Here is a 16,633-nt window from a genome sequence, read left to right on the forward strand (position 1 = left end):
TCATTCGAGGCTTTTTATTTATTAGTTTGATTTACGCATAAATATAATTCCAACTGCGAGTACACCACTTAAAAATAGTGCAGCCGTAGTAACGAGCAACTCTTCAAAATTATTGTGGAATGCTACACCAATATATGCCCAGATCAAGACAAAGGGCACAGCAGGGTCATGGTGGTGGAAGCGAAGATGGAGTGCAACTGCTACGAATACTGTTAGCAGAATAACCGCCCATAGCGGTTGACTTAAGCCCATGCCACTCCAACTATAATAGACAATAATAATAGCAATATTGAGCATAATTGTGACAATCACCCATGATAAGAGCAGGGAAATGGGTAACCGATTTTGCCAAGTATTGCTTACGGGCATTGTTAAATACATAATAGCTAAAAAACCAGCAGAAAGTAAGAGTGCGATTAAAGAGATGATAAAGCTCTCTTGGTGCCAGTAATAGATCCAAATAATGTGGAATACCATACTTAGTGTGAAAGAAATAGCTTGTAGTTGTGTAATTTTAAGGGAATTACTACGAACCATTTGCCATTGTTTGTAAATCCAATATAGAATAGACATGTAGATTACGACTAAAATGATATAAACATATTTAGATGGAAATACTAAAATTGTATATCGATCTGAAATGCCACTTAAAGTATGCCCGTTATTAGGAAGGATATTAGCAAATAAGCTAGCAAACAACATGATGGTAAAGCTGATTGCTATCATTGTTAATTTTGCCAAATACATCTACTCCTCTTAACATAATAAGTTCTGTTTCAAAAACACTAGTTATAATTATACCCTTGATCTGCAAGAACAACAATTTGCAATTTAGTGAACATTTTAGAGAAAAAGGGTATATAAAATAAAAAAGGAGTGTGTGAAATGAACAAAAAACTTGAAAATTTGAAAATGGATAAAAAGTTAGATGAAAAAGTCTCGTACAAAAAAGAATTAAAAAAATTACAATTAAAAATGGTTAATATCCAACAATTTTTATTTCATCACAATATTGGACTCATTATTGGTTTTGAAGGTATGGATGCAGCAGGTAAGGGAGGAGCGATTAAACGTTTGACGCAAAGAGTCGATCCCCGTGGACTAGTCGTACATCCGATTGCCGCGCCAAGGCCCCATGAATTACGCCATAATCATCTTCAACGCTTTTGGCGTAAATTACCAGCAAAGGGGAGCATCGGTATTTTTGATCGCACATGGTATGGACGTGTACTCGTAGAGCGTATCGAAGAATTTGCAACAGAAGCGGAGTGGCAAAGAGCGTATAAAGAAATCAATGAATTTGAAAAGGTTTTAACAGATGATAATTTTATCATGTTGAAATTTTGGATTCATATTTCTGCAGATGAGCAATTAGAACGCTTTAAATTACGTCAACAGGATCCGTATAAACATTGGAAATTAACGGATGAAGATTGGCGTAATCGTGAAAAATGGCCAGCATATGTACAAGCTGCAAATGATATGTTCGCTAAAACCGATATGAAAAATGCCCCATGGATCCTAATAGAAGGTAATGATAAAAAATACGCTCGTCTACAAGTTTTAAAAGAGATTATTAAACATTGTGAGCAGGAAGTGGCGAAAAAAGGTTTAAAAATTACAGATCCAGCAGAGTTGCTGATAAAAGTACAATCGTAATAGGGTGGAGGAGCGCGGATGGTTTACGTTGAAAGTGACAGATGCAAACTGCGAACATTGGTCGAATCAGATGTTGAAAGCTTGACTAGTTTAGTTGCGCGCAATAAAAAGTATTGGTCCATTCATGAACCATTGCATGCTAATGAGTATTATACGAATAAAACCCAGCTGAAAAGAATTATTGATGCTAGTAGACAGCTGGGCATGAGCAGAGAATATAGTTTTGGTATTTTTTTGAAAGATACCGGTGAGTTAATTGGTCATATTTCATTGTACTCCATTAAGCGCTTACCATTTTCAAGCGCTTTTATTGGTTACTCAATGGATGAAAAGTATACGGGTCAAGGCTTTGCAACAGAGGTTGTGAAGCGAGTGACACAATTTGGTTTCGAAGAATTGGCGATACATCGTATAGAAGCCTATGTATCACCAGCAAATGAGGGTTCCGTTAAGGTGCTAGAAAAAGCAGGCTATGATCGAGAAGGTCTGCTCAAGCAATTGCTATACATAAATGGCGATTGGGTGGATCATTATTTATATGCTTTAATTGATCCAAAGTATTGAAAGGGCAAGGCTCCATGGAGAAAATGGAGAGTGAAATTACTAAGATTCATCTTGGATGACTAACAGACTAGATGACGGAGTGAATAGACAATACAGCAATTAAAATACCTCTGTTGGCGCATACGCATCAACGGAGGTATTTTAATTTATAAAAAAAACTGCGAGTAAGCTCGCAGTTTTATATATTAGTGTGATGCGATTGAATAACCGTTCGTAACCACTGTTAGTTTACCAGTAGTTGGATCAATCGTTAATCCGTGTACAGGAATCGTCTTAGCAATCAATGGATGATCACGGACAACATTAACGGAGCGAAGAACTTCATCTTCAAGATTGTTAAATCCTTTTAGCCAATCTTTTAAATCAATGCCAGTATGCTCTAAAGTATTGATCGTTTCTTGTGAAATACCATGGTCTTTCATCGAGTCGATTACTTTGTTTGGATCCATAGAGTTCATACCACAGTTCAAATGGCCAATAACAAGTACTTCTTCAGCTTTTAATGCGTAAACAGCCACTAAAATACTTCTCATAATACTACCGTATGGATTATTGATTTGTGCACCAGCAGTTTTAATCATTTTCGCATCACCATTTTTAATATTGATGGCTTTTTGTAACAGTTCAATTAGGCGAGCATCCATGCATGTAATAATGGCTAACTTCTTGCTCGGTACCCCATCCGATACATAAGGAATATAATCCTTATTCTCAACAAATTTTTCATTAAAAGCTAAAATTTCATCTAATTTCATATTTAATTTCCCCTCCTGTAACAATTTTATTTTAACGAAAGTTGTACAAAAAGAAAATGGAAATTGTAAAAATGCGAGAATTAGCCTATTTTCTTAGCAAATGAAGTGTATCAAGAGAAACTCCTGTACCAATTACAACTGATTCAAGTGGAGATGGCGCTAAGTGAACAGGAATTAGTAACTCATTTGATAACCATTCAGCAAGACCGTGAATTAGTGAAGTACCACCAGTTAAAACGATACCGCGTTCTACAATATCACCGGCAAGTTCAGGTGGACAGATTTCTAATGTACGACGAATAACTTCTAAAATAGCTTGGAAGGTTTCTGATAAGCAATCTTGTAATTGCATTGAATCGATGGTAATCGCACGTGGAAGGCCTGTTACGATATCACGACCAGTAACTTGAAGTTCCATAAGAGCATGTTCAATTGGCGCATTTAAAATAGAAGTTTTAATTTCTTCAGCTGTACGGTCACCAATTAAAATACTATGTTCTTTACGTAAGTAATGGACAATGTCTTCATTGATGCGATTGCCACCAATTTTAACAGCATTCGTACAAACAACACCGCCAAGAGAAATAATACCGACTTCAGTAGTACCGCCGCCTAAATCTACGATAGCACTTGCAGTTGGATCACTAACTGGTAGTTCAGCACCGATTGCAGCAGCGATTGATTCTTCGATTAAAAAGACTTCGCGTGCACCACATTGACGAACTGAATCTTGAATAGCAAGACGTTCAACAGAAGTTGCTCCAGATGGTGTACAAATAACGACATTTGGTTTTTTAAAACCACCAACGCCTTTGAAAGCTTTGTCTAAAACATGTTTAAGTAATTTAGTTGTCATATCAAAATCAGCGATGACACCATCTTTAAGTGGAGATACGACTGTGATAGAGGCAGGTGTTTTTCCTAGCATTGCCTTCGCTTCATGACCAATTGCCAATACTTCTTTTGTTTTTGTATTTACTGCGATAATAGAAGGTTCATTTAAAATAATACCTTTATTTTTTGTGTATACTAATGTGTTTGCAGTACCTAAGTCGATACCGATTGATGATGAAGAAAACATCTTCAAATTCCTCCCTTATTCGAGCTTGTCTATAGTTTCAGCCATTTTAATAGCAAAGTTATCATCTAGTTAGTATATAGCAATAAATAACGAAAAGGTATGTAAAATATTCCCACGTTACAAATATAACATCGTTCTCTATGTGAAAAGAAAGAAAGAAATGACTATAGTAGACATTTCTTTCATTGTAAAAAACCATTTTATTACGAAAAGATGACAATATTTACTTTGAAATTTAAAAAAGCAACGCCTCTATGACAGAGTACGTCGCTTTTAATTAAAATTTGGTAGTTGGTTTTGGATCGACGATCTCTGCTTGAGATGAATCAAGCCCAGCGCGTAAATAATGTACAAATAATGCACCTACTGCTAGTATCCCAGCGGAGTAGCCTAAAACGGTTGCGATATATAAGCCCATTGTATAAATCCCTCCTTACCAATAATCAAATCCTATTCTAAAGTATACATGAAACAAATAAGGAAATTAAGTGTAAATATAGAATTTATTTGGATATTATTGAAAGATACGCAATAATAAAATTAAAATGCCCAATTACCATCGCGGAAAACAGCTACTGAAGTCCCGTCTTGTGTAATGCCATCAATATTCATATATGCGGAACCAATCATAAAATCAACATGTGTCAAACTACGATTCAAGCCAGCAGCAGCTAATTGATCTGCGGTCATCGATGTCCCATCTTTAACACAAAATGCGTAGGCGCTACCAATGGCTAAGTGATTGGATGCGTTCTCATCAAATAATGTATTGTAATATAGCAGGCCGGAATCAGAAATAGGAGAATGATGTGGCACTAAGGCAACTTCTCCAAGATAATGAGAACCCTCATCTGTAGCAATCAGATTTTTCAAAATTTCTTCTCCTTGTGAAGCTTCAACGCCAGTAATGCGCCCTTTTTCAAAAGTGATTTTAAACTGATCGATAATATTCCCACTATAACTCAGTGGTTTTGTACTACTAACATACCCATCCACTCCATCTTTAAACGGTGCTGTGAATACTTCCTCCGTTGGAATATTAGCCATGAAGTCAAATCCATCAGCATTTTTACTTCCGCCGCCACTCCAAATATGATTTTGTGGTAATTCAATCATTAAGTCGGTTCCTGGAGCGGTATAGTGCAGTTTATGAAAATTCTTTTCATTGAGTTCAGCCACTTTTGCACTTAGCAAGGCATCATGTTTGTGCCAAGCTTCAATCGGATTATCTACATCTGCACGTGTTGCGGCAAAAATAGCCTGCCATAGTGCAGGGACTTGCTCATGTTCAGCTAAGTGGCTAAACATCGTAGCAGCCCAATCTTTTGACGGAGCAGCCATGACTGTCCAGCTAATCTTATTGGCTTGTGCATATGAACGATAAATGGCCATACCAATGCCAGCAGATTTTTGAGCAGCGATTAATTTAGCATGATCCACACCTTTTAATAGATCTGGACTAGAAGATTTGACTTTAATAAATGCACAACCCTCTTCAGCTAACCATTCACGTTGCAAACTTTGCCATACAGGGAATTGTTCAAAAGCATCCAGTGGTGCATGGTCATAGTGAAGGCGCGTAATAACATCATCTTCATAGTTGATGAAGACTTCTTTCGCACCTGCTTCATAAGCTTTTTTAGTAATTAATTGAGCCAATTCAATATTTTTAACGGTAATATCGACGTATAAATACTGCCCTTTTTGTAAATTAGCACCTACTTTGATAGCTAACTCAGCATAGTTTTCTAACTTTTGTTGGAAATTTATCATACAATCCCATCCCTTTTACTATATAATTTACATGCAACTATTATTCTATACATTTCGTGGCACGAATCAAGTTTTACTGCTCAACTATGGATAAGTTGTGCTTTTTTTACGAAAAACCTTGAAATATCCAATGATTGTAGTAGTTGTATATTAAGATTTTAAAAAATATACCGAAATATAAATAAGAATGACGACTTTGGAGGTTCTAAAATGGATATATCATCAGTTGTAGGTATTGTGCTTGGTTTCATAGCACTCCTAGTAGGGATGTTCTTTAAAGGTGTCACACCAGATGCCTTACTAAATCCAGCAGCACTTTTTATCATTATACTTGGAACGATTGCAACAGTAACAATTGCGTTCCCGATGAGCGAGTTAAAAAGAGTGCCAAAACTATTAGGAATATTATTTAAAGAAAAAAAGTTAGTAAATGATTTAGAAATTATCAAACTATTTTCAAGCTGGGCAGACCTTGCTCGTCGTGAAGGTTTATTAGCACTTGAAAGTAAGGTTGATGAGGTAGATGATCAATTTCTTAAAAATGGTTTAACACTTGCAATTGATGGCCAAAATGCCGACTATATTCGAGATGTTTTGACCGAAGAAGTAGAATCTATGGAAGAACGACATGCTGGCGGTGCCGCAATTTTCACACAAGCAGGTACATACGCACCAACTCTTGGTGTATTAGGAGCCGTTATCGGTTTGATCGCTGCCTTAAAACAATTAGATGATGTTGAAGCACTTGGCCATGCGATTTCCGCAGCCTTTGTTGCGACACTACTAGGTATCTTTACGGGGTATGTATTATGGCATCCGTTTGCCAATAAATTAAAACGTAAATCAGCAATTGAAGTAAAACAAAAAATGATGATTATTGAAGGCATCCTGTCAGTACTAGAAGGGGAGGCTCCTCGCGTAATTGAACAGAAGCTAGCATCATACTTACCAAAAAGTGAACGTGCTAAAATAATCGATGAAAGCGGGGCGGACGGCCTTGGCAAAGAGAGCTAAAAAGCATAAAAAGCATGAAGAGCATATTCCTGAGTCATGGCTAATTCCTTATGCCGATATTTTAACGTTGTTATTAGCGTTATTTATCGTATTATTTGCCTCTTCCTCAGTGGATACAAAGAAGCTAGCGGAATTATCAAATGTTTTTAATACCGTATTTGATGGTGGTTCTGGTATTATGAAAAATCCATCGATGGTAGAAGTGAAAACACCAAAAAGTAATTTGCAGGAGCAGTCAGCCTATGAACAAGATCAGGAATCGTTAAAAGAGATTGAGTCGGATGTCGAAGAGTTTATTGCGAATAATGAACTGGAAGATCAATTCAATACGAAGATGACTGAAGACGGGCTGCTTGTAACGATAAAAGCAAGTGTATTATTCGAGCCAGGTAGGGCGGATATTCGAGGGAATTATAGTGGCATCGCGAAGGATCTTTCTAAAGTACTAAATTTAGAACCAAAACGTTCAGTCGTTGTAGCAGGTTATACCGATTCGGTTCCCGCACAATCAGCGGAATTCAAATCGAACTGGGAACTCAGCGTTATGCGTGCAGTTAATTTCTTAACACTGTTAATCGATTCGAATAAAAAATTAGATTCTGCTTACTTCAGTGCAAAAGGTTATGGGGAAAACAATCCTGTCGCATCAAATGATACAGAAGAAGGTAAAGCTAAAAATAGACGAGTAGAAGTTTTAATACAACCACTAGTGAAAAAAGATGGTTCTTCTTACGAGCAAAAAAATAAATAAATATACAATAAAAGGGATCGCTATGACATTGTCATGGCGGTCCCTTTTATATGGTTTGCGATACTATTTACGTAATGAACCAAGCTCAGCGACGATTGCTTCCATCTCGCTTGGGCTGAAAGCGTTGCGTTTATGAACAAGCTCATACAAGTATACTAAATCTTCGTATTGCTCCGTATCAAATGTTTCAGAACGCATTGCATCAGCATTTACCATACGCAATTTATCTTTGATTTCTTCAATCATGAAATGAATATTCTCTGGTGTTGGTGTTGATAAATCCAAGGTATAATCCCTGCCTTTCAAATTGTTTACCTTGTTATCATTCCACTACTAAGAGCAATTGTCAATTCCCTATTTTGAAGCGCGTAAAGCAAGTTTTTCTTCTTTTAATGTTTTTTGAATAATTTTTGTTTCAGCAACAATAACACCTGATAGACCGATTAGGCCGATTAAGTTAGGTATTGCCATTAAAGCATTTGCGACATCAGAGAATGTCCAGATGAGATCTAGTGAAATTGTCGCACCAACATAGATGAATAATACGAAGATGATGCGGTAAATAATGATTGCTACAGGATCTTTAATTAAATACTGTAAACATTTTTCACCATAATAAGCCCAACCCATTATTGTAGATGAAGCAAAGAAAATTAAACCAATGGCTACTATATAAGGGCCCCAAGCACCAAGGAATACCTCAAATGCAGATGTAGTCAAAGCGTTTGCTTTCACTGATTGATCCTCGTAGACACCTGACATAACAATTGTTAAACCAGTGATTGAACAGATTAAAATAGTATCCAAAAATACTTGTGTCATTGAGATAAGAGCTTGTCGCCCAGGTAAATCGGTTTTGGCAGCGGCAGCAGCAATTGGAGCGGAACCAAGTCCGGCTTCATTGGAGAAGATACCACGTGCAACACCGTAACGAATAGCAGCACCAACGGCACCACCACCAGCAGCTGCGCCAGTAAAGGCTGAATCAAAAATAACGCCGAAAGCAGCAGGTACTTCTGAGAAATTCATCACGATGACGATTAAACCAGCGATTAAATAAAATACAGCCATTATTGGAACAAATATAGCTGTGACATTTCCGATGGATTTAATCCCACCTAAAATAACAAGTCCAACAACTACTGTTAAAATAATACCTGTAATCCATGGTTCTACTTTAAAGGTATTCTGAACGACACCAGCAACGGAATTGGATTGTGTACCATTCCCGATACCAAAAGAAGCTAATACACCAAATATAGCAAAGAGAACTGCTAGCCATTTTTGTTTTAGACCGCGTTCTAAGTAGTACATCGGGCCACCAGCCATTTGACCGTTGGCATCTTTTACACGATACTTTACAGCTAAAATTGCTTCACTGTATTTAGTAGCCATGCCGAGTATGGCTGCGACCCACATCCAGAAAATTGCACCTGGACCACCAAGAATAACAGCGGTTGCAACACCAACAATATTCCCGGTTCCAACCGTAGCAGCAAGAGCGGTTGTTAGCGCTTGGAACTGTGAAATATCGCCTTCTGCATCTTTTGAGTGTTGTTTAGAAAAAACAAGTCTTAGAGCAGTTGGCAATAAGCGAATTTGTAAAAAACCAATTCGAATTGTTAAAAAGATACCTGTACCAATAATAAGGACGATAAGCGGGACACCCCATAAAAATGTAGAAATATCACCTAAAAAACCATTGAGCCAATCACCAAATGCTGTCATGTAATCCCTCCGTTGTGTTAATCGATACAAATTTTCTTTAAAAAGTTGTACTATTTAATATTTTCGTAAAATTCTGACTATAAGTCAATAGAATTTTGTAAATAATTGTATAAGAATTTAGAATAAATGAACTATTTTATTGGCTATACCAGTATAAAAGACATAAAAAAACCAGTATCACGCTCTAACGCAATACTGGTTGTACGAAGTATGACTATGTACGTAAAGAGAGCTTCTCTTCTTTTAATACATCTCTGATAATTTTTGTTTCTGCGACGATGACACCAGATAGACCAATTAATCCAATGAGGTTTGGAATAGCCATTAACCCATTTGCTACATCGGAGAACGTCCAAATAAGGTCAAGAGAGATTGTGGCACCTACAAAGACAAACATGGAGAAAACTACGCGGTAAATGATAATGGCAGTAGATGATTTGAATAAATATTGTAAACATTTTTCTCCATAGTAAGCCCATCCCATAATGGTAGAAGAAGCAAAGAAAATTAACCCAATTGCGACGACGTAAGGACCCCATGATCCAAGGTAGAAATCAAAAGCGGCAACGGTCAGCTGATTGGCTACGAGAGATGTATCGGTATAAACACCGGACATGACAATTGTTAAACCTGTAACAGAACAGATTAAAATAGTATCTAGAAATACCTGTGTCATAGAAATAAGTGCTTGGCGACCAGGATAATCTGTTCTAGCCGCTGCGGCAGCAATAGGAGCCGAACCAAGACCCGCTTCATTGGAGAAGATACCACGGGCTACGCCATAGCGAATCGCAGCCCCAATCGCACCACCACCGATAGCAGTGCCGGTAAAGGCCTCTTTAAAAATAATACCAAAAGCAGCAGGAACATCTGACAAATTCATTAGGATGACAATGAGTCCCGCCGCCATATAAAATACGGCCATAATAGGGACAAAAAATGATGTGACTGTACCAATAGATTTGATTCCTCCAACAATTACAAGCCCAACTGCAATGGTTAAGACGATTCCTGTAATCCATGGTTCAATATTAAATGTATTTTTAATAACGCCAGCAACGGAATTGGCTTGTGTGCCATTGCCAATACCAAATGATGCAATAACACCAAATATGGCAAAGAGTACAGCGAGCCATTTTTGCTTTAAACCACGCTCTAAGTAGTACATTGGACCACCAGCCATTTGACCGTTAGAATCTTTTACACGATATTTAACGGCTAAAATAGCTTCGGCATATTTAGTTGCCATACCAAGGACTGCTGCGAACCACATCCATAATATTGCACCAGGACCACCGAGAATAACGGCGGTTGCCACACCGACAATATTCCCAGTTCCTACTGTAGCCGCTAATGCAGTCGTCAAGGCTTGAAATTGAGAAATATCGCCTTCAGCATCTTTAGAGTGATTTTTTGAAAAAACTAAACGTAATGCAACTGGCAGTAAACGTATTTGTAAAAAACCTACGCGAATCGTTAAGTACAGACCAGTACCAATAATCAAAACAATCAGTGGAATCCCCCAAAGAAAATTAGAAAAGTTAGCTAACATAGATTCAAGTGAATGTAAAAAGCTTGTCATTGCATAGCCCCCTTATTAAATTGATCTTGCTAGTAGGATAGCGTTACTTACTGAGTATTTTCATAAATTAAGTCATAAAAGTCAAGGGTTTAATGACAAAAAAACCAATTATTAACAATTAAATTGTTTTATTACGGGCTTAAACATTATAAAAGGATGAATTTTATTGAAATTCATGGTCGTCACTTTAGTCAACTATGGTTCAATGGTAAAGTAGAAGGGTAATGAAGTTACATAAAGCATGTAAAAAATGGAGGGAATAAAGATGGCAAATAAATTAGTACTTGGAATGGTAGTAGGCGCAGCAGTAGGAGCGGGAATTAGTCTGTTGAATAAAGAAACGCGTGAAAAAACTGCACGTCAAGTAACAAATGTGAAGACGGATATTCAATATTATATGAATACAAAAGGTGAAGTAAAAGAAAATGTTGGGGGTAAATTGAGTACAGTAAAAGGGTTAGTAGCTAATATTATGGAAAATAAAGAGTATTATTTAGAAAAAATTAGTGAATTAAAGAGTTTGACACCAGCAGTAACGGCAATGCTAGCAGATACGAAGCAATCATTTGCAAATGAAGAACAGCTTGAAGCAGAAGAAAAACTAAAAACTGATTCCGTTATTCATTTATAAATTGTAACGAAGGAGGGGCGATTTGATGAGCGGTAAAAAAAATCCGCATTCTTCGGATATGTTCAAAAAAGTTAAGTTTATGCAAGTAGAAAAAAAACCGTCGAATATAGATTTAAATAGTGTAGATTATACATCTAAAAAAGGATTTTTAAAGGCGTTCATTCAAGGTGTGAAAGAAGCAGATGTTTCAAGTGCTGGAGCCCAATTAGCGTATTTCTTTTTACTATCTATGTTCCCGCTACTATTATTCGTATTGACATTGCTCCCTTTTTTGAATTTGCCTCAAGAGCAAGTATTTTCAATGCTTGAAAATATTTTACCAGAACAGGTCCATTCACTTATTGAATCGACTATTTCTGATATTATGAAAAGTCGGAGTGGGGGGCTATTGTCTATCGGTATTATCGCCACTTTATGGTCAGCATCAAACGGTGTCAATTCCCTCGTTAAAAACCTCAATCGATCTTATGGTATGAAGGAAACACGGCCATTTTTAGTTGCCAGAGGGATGTCCCTTGTATTCACGGTGCTACTGATTGGGTTGGTCATTGTCGCTTTAGTATTACCTGTTTTCGGTCGTGCAATCGGTGTGTTTTTATTCTCTACAATTGGTATAGAAGACAGCTTTTTAACGTTATGGAATTATGTGCGACTGATTATGCCGCCGATTCTTATATTTACAGTACTGGTCATGCTTTACTGGATTGCACCTAATATTACACTGTACTTTAAGTCTGCCATCCCAGGCGCCATATTTTCAACAGTAGCATGGGTATTAATATCTTTTGCTTTTTCATACTATGTAAATAATTTCTCGAATTACTCAAGAACATACGGCAGTATCGGGGGGATTATTATCCTCATGTTATGGCTTTACATAACAGGAATTGTTCTCGTCATTGGGGGGCAGCTAAATGTTACGATACAACGTAGAAAAGAACAAATTCTTCGCGAAAAAAAAATCCACCCGTGAGGTGGATTTTTTTATGGGCGGCTGTTTAACATACGTAAACCATTTAAGATGACAAGAATTGTACTACCTTCATGTCCAATCACACCCAATGGTAGATTGACGATTTGTAGGAAGTTTGAAATGATCAATAACGCGATTACTGAAATGGAGAATAAAATATTTTGTTTGACAATCTTTTGCATTTTTTTCGATAGCTTCACAGCATAAGCGATTTTAGTCAAATCATTCTTCATGAGAACGATATCAGCCGTTTCTAAAGCGACATCTGTTCCTTCACCCATAGCAATACCTGTTGTAGCGGTTGCAAGTGCAGGGGCGTCATTAATACCATCGCCAACCATCGCGACGAAACCATATTTTTTCATAAGGTCCTTCATATGTTCTACTTTTGTTTCCGGTAAACATTCAGCGACATATTGTTCAACACCAGCTTCAGCCGCGATTACTTTTGCTGTTTTTTCATTGTCGCCTGTTAACATAATTGTGTGGATACCCATCTCATTTAATTGTTTAATCGCTTGTTTTGATTGCTCGCGTACAGTATCCTTCATGGCAGCTAATGCCACAATACCCTCATTATTGGCCATGAAAATAACGGTTTTACCTTCAGCAGTTAAGAGGTTTGCGCGCCCATTTTGAAAGGCTGCAACGCGTTCTTTACCAATAAAATCTGGTTTACCCACCTTATATTCTACACCGTTAACGACACCTTTTAGACCCCAACCTGGAATATCTTCAATTTGTGCTTTATGAAATTTTTTTATATTTTGAGCAGTAGCATACTGCGTAATAGCCACTGCAAGTGGATGATTTGATTGTGATTCAATCCCAGCAATTGTTGCCAGTAAATCTTGAGCATCGTAGCCATCAGCAACAATAAAATCAGTAACGATTGGTTTACCTTGCGTTAATGTCCCTGTTTTATCGAAGGCGATTGCTTTTAGTGAACTTAGATTTTCGATGTGAATACCACCTTTAAATAACACACCTTGTCTTGCCCCATTAGAGATTGCTGATAAAGTAGCAGGCATAATAGATGCTACGAGCGCACATGGTGAAGCAACTACTAATAACACCATCGCACGATAAAATGTCGTATTCCAATCCCATCCAAAGATGAAATGTGGTAAAAAGAGCATAATCGCTACTACGATCAATACAGTATTGACATAGCGCCCTTCAAATCTTTCGATAAATTGTTGTGATGGTGATTTTTCACTTTGAGCGGATTGAACAAGCTCAATAATTTTGGCAAATAATGATTCAGAATTAGGTTTAGTCATCTCAATCGTAACAGCCCCCGATAAATTGACGGTACCTGCAAAGACCTCAGCTGCCATTGTTTTCGTTACGGGAATTGATTCGCCCGTAATCGCTGCTTCATCAATGGAGGTAGTGCCTTCTATAATACGACCATCTGTAGGAACACGTTCGCCTGGTTTGATGAGTAGCTTGTCACCAACTTGTAATTCATTGACATGGACTTTTTTTACTGTACCGTCCGCTAACAGTAAATTTGCTTCTTCAGGTTGTAAGTTCATTAGCGCTGAAATTTCTTTGTGACTTTTATTCATGGCATATGTTTCTAATGCACCACTCATAGCAAAGATGAATATTAATACAGCGCCTTCTGTCCAATAACCAATAATTGCGGAGCCTATTGCTGCTAAGATCATCAGCAACTCAACATTTAATTTCTTACTTTCTAAAGTAGCTTCAATTCCTTCTTTAGCCTTTGCTGCACCCCCAATAATGAAAGCAGCTAAATACATGCCAACTACGACAGTTGTATCACCGATGTTTTTACTTAAAATCCAAGCAGTTGCTATAAGAACGCCGGCAAAGAGAGCGGCAATCATTTCAGCATGTGGTTTTATTTTCTCAATTAAAGTTGACATAGTAGTCATGGGTCACCCCTCCTAAATGATAATGATTTTCAATGTGTATAGATTTTTTAGAATCATTTAACCTTGTTTTAAAAGGTGTTTTATTCGTATTCATTGTATATATTTACTTTATAATCATTATAATTAAGAAAGAGTACGATGTCAACTAAATGAGAAAATGAGAGTGATTATCAGTTGGTTACATGGTTAGTTTGGAATGATTATCATTTGCAATGATATAAAAAAACACGAGTACCATGAGAGGTACTCGTGTTTGAGTAGAAATTTAGAATACACGCTCAGCATGTAGTGCTAGTTTTTCTAATGATGATTTTTGTACATCAGCATGCAATGAATTGCCGTGTGAATCCATAGTAACAACAGCTGTGAAGTCTTCAACGGCTAAATGCCACATTGCTTCAGGAATACCGAAGTCAAGAAGATCAACGCCATCTACAGACTTAATACAGTCCGCATAGTATTGTGCAGCGCCACCAATTGCATTTAAGTAAACGCCACCATGTTCATTTAGTGCTGCAAGTGTTTTTGGACCCATGCCGCCTTTACCCATAACTGCTCGAATACCAAATTTTTTCATAATATCGCCTTGATATGGTTCTTCACGGATAGATGTCGTTGGACCAGCTGCTTTAACTGTCCAGTTATCATGTGCATCTTTTGCCATTACTGGACCACAGTGGTAGATAATTTGCCCATTTAAATCAACGGGAGCATCATGGCTCATTAAATGGTGATGAATTGCATCACGGCCAGTGAACATACGACCAGTAATTTTGACAACATCGCCCACTTTAAGCGAACGGATTTTTTCTTCAGAAATAGGTGCTGTTAATTCAATAACATCAGCATCTTGTTTTTTCTCTGCTTTCGCTTCTTCTTCAAAGCCGATTTTTTCGCCTTCTTGGTAGTGCCAATCCATAATTTCGCCTGTTTCAGCATTAATATTAATTGCCATACGACGATAAGCCCAACAGTTGTAGGCTACTGAAACGAAGAACGAAGCTGGAATGCGGTGCATAACACCGATTTTACAACCGAGTAAAGTTGCCTCACCGCCGAAGCCCATCGTACCGATACCAAAAGTATTCGCTTTTTCAACGATATAGTCTTCTAATTTAGCTAAATCTTCATTTGGATTGCGATCATCTACATGACGGAATAATTGTTCTTTTGCAAGATCGTAGCCAGCAGAGCGGTCGCCACCGATACCAACACCGATAAAGCCAGCAGAACAGCCTTGCCCTTGTGCTTGATAGACCGAATGTAAAATACATTTACGAATACCATCTAAGTCGCGACCAGCACGCCCTAAACCTTCAAGTTCAGTAGGAAGGCTATATTGGATATTTTTGTTTTCACAGCCGCCACCTTTAAGAATTAACTTCATTTCGATATAATCTTTATCCCACTGTTCGAACTTAAGGACAGGTAGACCATCACCCAAGTTGTCACCACTATTTTTACCTGTTAGTGAATCTACAGCATTTGGACGTAGTTTAGCATCGCCAGTAGTTGCTACAATTGCTTTTTTAATCATGTCTTTTATCTCGATTTGGTTCACGCCAACAGGTGTTTTAATTTTGAATGTTGGTAAACCGGTATCTTGGCAGATAGGTGATACATTATCTTCTGCCATAAAAATATTGTTGGCAATCGTGTCTAAGCTCATCGCAGCACGTGTGCCAGCATTTTCTGCTTCTTTTGCTTTTTTAATCGCGCGACGGACATCTTTTGGTAAGTTCGTCGACGTTTCTGTAATTAAATCATAAATGCTTTTTTCAAGATTTACTAAATTCATGAAAAGCTCCCCCTCAAAAGGATAGTATGTTGAATCATTCTTTATTATAGCGTGTAAAACATAGTAGAAAAAGGGCTTACATAGAAATCACATGATTTTTTAAGAAAAAAAGCAAAAAAAAACAGAAACACATAATTGTATTTCTGTGGAATGAGGCTATTCTTCTGTAGATGTCGAACGGTGTTTAAATGTATCCATCTTATCCTCAATATCATCCACCATATTAATAAGGCGATCGATATCATCAAGCTCAGTCGATTCGGGATCGATACTGTCTAGAACTTCCATGAAAATATGCAGGCGTTCTTTTAAATAAGTTACTTGCTGGTCCTTATTCGTAATTGATTTGCTCATAAGTACACCTCGTTTCATTTCTTCCTCATAGTAACGGAATTTATATATTATTTCAATACTTTA

17 protein-coding genes are annotated in these 16,633 nt (G+C 37.4%); 6 read left to right on the top strand and 11 right to left on the bottom strand.

Annotation, left to right across the window (positions count from 1 at the left end):
* Positions 1-21: 21 nt before the first annotated feature.
* Positions 22-741: a tryptophan-rich sensory protein gene (locus tag DEX24_RS09175; protein ID WP_146192978.1), complete on the bottom strand. Its 720-nt coding sequence runs from the start codon at positions 739-741 to the stop codon at positions 22-24.
* Positions 742-885: 144 nt separating this feature from the next.
* On the opposite strand from DEX24_RS09175, the gene DEX24_RS09180 reads away from it, so the two are divergent.
* Both DEX24_RS09180 and DEX24_RS09185 read left to right on the top strand, forming a co-directional pair.
* On the top strand, positions 886-1,659 hold the full coding sequence (locus DEX24_RS09180) for a polyphosphate kinase 2 family protein (RefSeq protein WP_109306132.1): 774 nt from the start codon (positions 886-888) through the stop codon (positions 1,657-1,659).
* 18 nt (positions 1,660-1,677) lie between these two features.
* Complete coding sequence (locus DEX24_RS09185; RefSeq protein ID WP_109306133.1) at positions 1,678-2,223, top strand: GNAT family N-acetyltransferase; 546 nt, start codon at positions 1,678-1,680, stop codon at positions 2,221-2,223.
* Between the two features lie 185 nt (positions 2,224-2,408).
* Here DEX24_RS09185 and DEX24_RS09190 read toward each other — a convergent pair whose 3' ends face one another.
* From DEX24_RS09190 to DEX24_RS09200, 4 genes are all read right to left on the bottom strand, one after another.
* Complete coding sequence (locus tag DEX24_RS09190; protein WP_109306134.1) at positions 2,409-2,978, bottom strand: beta-class carbonic anhydrase; 570 nt, start codon at positions 2,976-2,978, stop codon at positions 2,409-2,411.
* 85 nt (positions 2,979-3,063) lie between these two features.
* The gene (gene mreB / locus DEX24_RS09195) at positions 3,064-4,059 is read right to left on the bottom strand and encodes a rod shape-determining protein (RefSeq protein ID WP_109306135.1); all 996 of its coding nucleotides are present in this window, start codon (positions 4,057-4,059) and stop codon (positions 3,064-3,066) included.
* Between the two features lie 277 nt (positions 4,060-4,336).
* A complete protein-coding gene (locus DEX24_RS17185; protein WP_170112899.1) occupies positions 4,337-4,477 on the bottom strand; it encodes a hypothetical protein in 141 nt (46 codons plus the stop codon).
* Between the two features lie 122 nt (positions 4,478-4,599).
* Positions 4,600-5,832 carry an aminopeptidase gene (locus DEX24_RS09200; protein WP_109306136.1) on the bottom strand — a complete coding sequence of 411 codons (1,233 nt, stop codon included), beginning with the start codon at positions 5,830-5,832 and terminating at the stop codon, positions 4,600-4,602.
* Between the two features lie 210 nt (positions 5,833-6,042).
* On the opposite strand from DEX24_RS09200, the gene motA reads away from it, so the two are divergent.
* Together motA and motB are read left to right on the top strand one after the other, a co-directional pair.
* A complete protein-coding gene (gene motA, locus DEX24_RS09205; RefSeq protein WP_109306137.1) occupies positions 6,043-6,846 on the top strand; it encodes a flagellar motor stator protein MotA in 804 nt (267 codons plus the stop codon).
* Positions 6,830-7,597, top strand: coding sequence for a flagellar motor protein MotB (gene motB, locus DEX24_RS09210; RefSeq protein ID WP_109306138.1), 768 nt, complete (start codon positions 6,830-6,832; stop codon positions 7,595-7,597). The genes motA and motB overlap by 17 nt, the downstream gene beginning before the upstream one ends.
* A gap of 63 nt (positions 7,598-7,660) precedes the next feature.
* Here motB and DEX24_RS09215 read toward each other — a convergent pair whose 3' ends face one another.
* The 3 genes from DEX24_RS09215 to DEX24_RS09225 all read right to left on the bottom strand — a co-directional run bounded on the left by DEX24_RS09215 (position 7,661) and on the right by DEX24_RS09225 (position 10,907).
* Positions 7,661-7,882 (bottom strand): DUF1128 domain-containing protein, encoded by a 222-nt coding sequence (locus DEX24_RS09215; RefSeq protein ID WP_109306139.1) that lies wholly within the window; start codon positions 7,880-7,882, stop codon positions 7,661-7,663.
* Positions 7,883-7,951: 69 nt separating this feature from the next.
* Complete coding sequence (locus tag DEX24_RS09220; RefSeq protein ID WP_109306140.1) at positions 7,952-9,325, bottom strand: alanine/glycine:cation symporter family protein; 1,374 nt, start codon at positions 9,323-9,325, stop codon at positions 7,952-7,954.
* A gap of 214 nt (positions 9,326-9,539) precedes the next feature.
* Positions 9,540-10,907 carry an alanine/glycine:cation symporter family protein gene (locus DEX24_RS09225; protein ID WP_170112900.1) on the bottom strand — a complete coding sequence of 456 codons (1,368 nt, stop codon included), beginning with the start codon at positions 10,905-10,907 and terminating at the stop codon, positions 9,540-9,542.
* Between the two features lie 265 nt (positions 10,908-11,172).
* On the opposite strand from DEX24_RS09225, the gene DEX24_RS09230 reads away from it, so the two are divergent.
* Positions 11,173-11,538, top strand: coding sequence for a YtxH domain-containing protein (locus DEX24_RS09230; RefSeq protein WP_109306141.1), 366 nt, complete (start codon positions 11,173-11,175; stop codon positions 11,536-11,538).
* 25 nt (positions 11,539-11,563) lie between these two features.
* Complete coding sequence (locus DEX24_RS09235) at positions 11,564-12,511, top strand: YihY/virulence factor BrkB family protein (protein ID WP_246131474.1); 948 nt, start codon at positions 11,564-11,566, stop codon at positions 12,509-12,511.
* 11 nt (positions 12,512-12,522) lie between these two features.
* Here the strand turns inward: DEX24_RS09235 and DEX24_RS09240 are convergent, their stop codons facing one another.
* The 3 genes from DEX24_RS09240 to DEX24_RS09250 all read right to left on the bottom strand — a co-directional run bounded on the left by DEX24_RS09240 (position 12,523) and on the right by DEX24_RS09250 (position 16,570).
* Entirely contained in the window at positions 12,523-14,409 is a 1,887-nt protein-coding gene (locus DEX24_RS09240; protein WP_109306163.1) for a heavy metal translocating P-type ATPase, read from the bottom strand.
* Between the two features lie 274 nt (positions 14,410-14,683).
* Positions 14,684-16,216, bottom strand: a complete 1,533-nt coding sequence (locus DEX24_RS09245) for a fumarate hydratase (RefSeq protein ID WP_109306142.1) — start codon at positions 16,214-16,216, stop codon at positions 14,684-14,686.
* 156 nt (positions 16,217-16,372) lie between these two features.
* A complete protein-coding gene (locus tag DEX24_RS09250) occupies positions 16,373-16,570 on the bottom strand; it encodes an SE1561 family protein (protein ID WP_109306164.1) in 198 nt (65 codons plus the stop codon).
* Positions 16,571-16,633 lie beyond the last annotated feature (63 nt).

The sequence above is a fragment of the Kurthia sibirica genome (genome assembly GCF_003143975.1).
In the GTDB taxonomy this organism is placed as follows: Bacteria; Bacillota; Bacilli; order Bacillales_A; family Planococcaceae; genus Kurthia; species Kurthia sibirica.